Annotated in this window: 1 protein-coding gene; it reads right to left on the bottom strand. The window is 74.5% G+C overall.

Annotated elements, in window-relative coordinates; all coding sequences use genetic code 11:
- Positions 1-658 precede the first annotated feature (658 nt).
- Entirely contained in the window at positions 659-1,831 is a 1,173-nt protein-coding gene (locus AB0M39_RS41935) for an acyl-CoA dehydrogenase (RefSeq protein WP_365374438.1), read from the bottom strand.
- Between the last annotated feature and the right edge of the window lie 151 nt (positions 1,832-1,982).

Genomic DNA, 1,982 nt, shown 5'->3' with positions numbered 1-1,982 from the left:
GAGCGGCCGGCGGACGCATGGCCGGCGGACGGGCAGGCACGTGGTGGCGGCCGGTCGGGCGCGTGGGGCGGGTGACCCGGCAGACGCGTCGTGGGGGCTGGCATACGCGCAGTGGGCAGCCGGGCAGGCGCGCGGTGGGGGCCGGCGGACGCACGGCGGGCAGCCGGGCAGGCACGAGATGGGCAGCCAGCACGCGCGCCGCGAGGGCCGCCATACGCGTGACGGCGGCCGGTCGGGCCCGTGGCAGGCGTGCCAGCAGACGCGCAGTGGGGGCCGGCGGACGCATGGCCGGCGGCCGGGCAGGTACGTGATGGGCGGCCAGCACGCGCATCGCGAGGCCAGCCCCACGCGTGATGGCGGCCGGCCGGACAGGGGCGAACTGGGGCCTACTCGCCCGGGCGGTAACCCGGCCCGGACGCCAACCGTTGGCCGGACATGACTCTGCCGTACGCCACGACCGGCAACGTCCGGCGTCGGCTTGCCGTGCCGGCCTTGGAAGAATCGGTTCCGCTGACGCCGCCCCCGCCCCCGCAGCCCGCCGAGACGCCCGTCTACCCCGAGCTGCTCCAACTGTGGGCGAGCAAGGGCAGGACGCTGCCGGGGCGCCGCGACCCCGAATGGAGCAGGCTCGCGGCGCCTCCGGCGGGGATCGGGGGCCTCAGCGCGTCTCGGGTCCGGCCAGGTGACGGGCGATGACCATGCGCTGGATCTGGTTGGTGCCCTCGACGATCTGGAGCACCTTCGCCTCGCGCATATAGCGCTCGACGGGGAAGTCCGCGGTGTACCCGTAGCCGCCGAGCACCTGGACCGCGTCCGTGGTCACGCTCATCGCCGTGTCGGTGCAGAACAGCTTCGCCATGGCGGCCTGCCGGGAGAAGGGCCGCCCCGCGTCCCGCAGCCGGGCGGCGGCGAGGTAGAGCGCACGGCCCGCCTCGATCCGTGTGGCCATGTCGGCGAGCATGAAGCGCAGCCCCTGGAAGTCGGCGATGGGCCGGCCGAACTGCTGACGTCCGGTGGCGTACGCGACCGCCTCGTCCAGGGCCGCCTGGGCCACGCCGACGGCGCAGGCGGCGATGCCGAGCCGGCCCGAGTCCAGCGCGGACAGCGCGATGGCGAAGCCCTGGCCCTCCTCGCCGAGGCGGCGGGAGTCGGGGATCCGGACGCTGTCGAAGTTGAGCTGGGCGGTGGGCGAGCCCTTCATGCCCATCTTCTTCTCGGGGGTCGCGGCGTTCAGCCCGGGGGCGTCGCCGGGGACCAGGAAGGCCGTGATGCCGCGCGCGCCCTCGCCGCCGCTGCGGGCCAGGACGGTGTAGAAGTCGGCGACCCCGCCGTGGGTGATCCAGGCCTTGGTGCCGTCGATGACCCAGTGGTCGCCGTCGCGCACGGCCTTCGTGCGCAGCGACGCCGCGTCCGATCCCGAGGCGGGCTCGGAGAGGCAGTACGCGCCGAGGAGTCCGCCGCCGAGCATGGCGGGCAGGTGCTCGCGCTGCTGCTCCTTGGCGCCGTAGCCGGCGAGGGCGTGGCAGGCGAGCGAGTGGACGCTGACGCCGAGGCCGACGGTGAGGCGGGCGGCGGCGAGCTCCTCCAGGACCTGGAGGTAGACCTCGTACGGCTGGTCTCCGCCGCCGTACTCGGAGTCGTAGGGAAGTCCGAGCAGTCCGGCGTCGGACAGAAGCGCGAAGACCTCCCGGGGGAAGTGCCCCGACTCCTCCTCCTCGGCCGCCCGTGGGGCGACCTCCCGCTGGACGATGTCGCGTACCAGGGCGATCAGATCCCTGGACTCCTCGGTGGGCAGTTGACGGTCCACCGGCTGCGGGGCGCGGTCGGGCATTACGGCGCTCTCCTCCCTGTCGGGCGCTGCGGCGGTCGCGCGCGAAGGGTGTGGGCGCACTCACGCTGTTCCTCGACCTTGCTCACTCGGAGGAACCAGCACCATGGCCATACAGACAGGCAAGCCGCACGCGCCGGTACCGGGCGCCGGC

It is taken from the genome of Streptomyces sp. NPDC051907, from assembly GCF_040681075.1.
Taxonomy (GTDB): Bacteria; Actinomycetota; Actinomycetes; order Streptomycetales; family Streptomycetaceae; genus Streptomyces.
The sequence above is the reverse complement of the archived record's forward strand: the minus strand, read 5'-3'. Positions and strand labels throughout refer to the sequence as shown.

Coding starts and splice junctions, on each gene's coding strand:
- AB0M39_RS41935 (WP_365374438.1), bottom strand. CDS start 1,831: ATGCCCGACCGCGCCCCGCAGCCGGTGGACCGTCAACTGCCCACCGAG.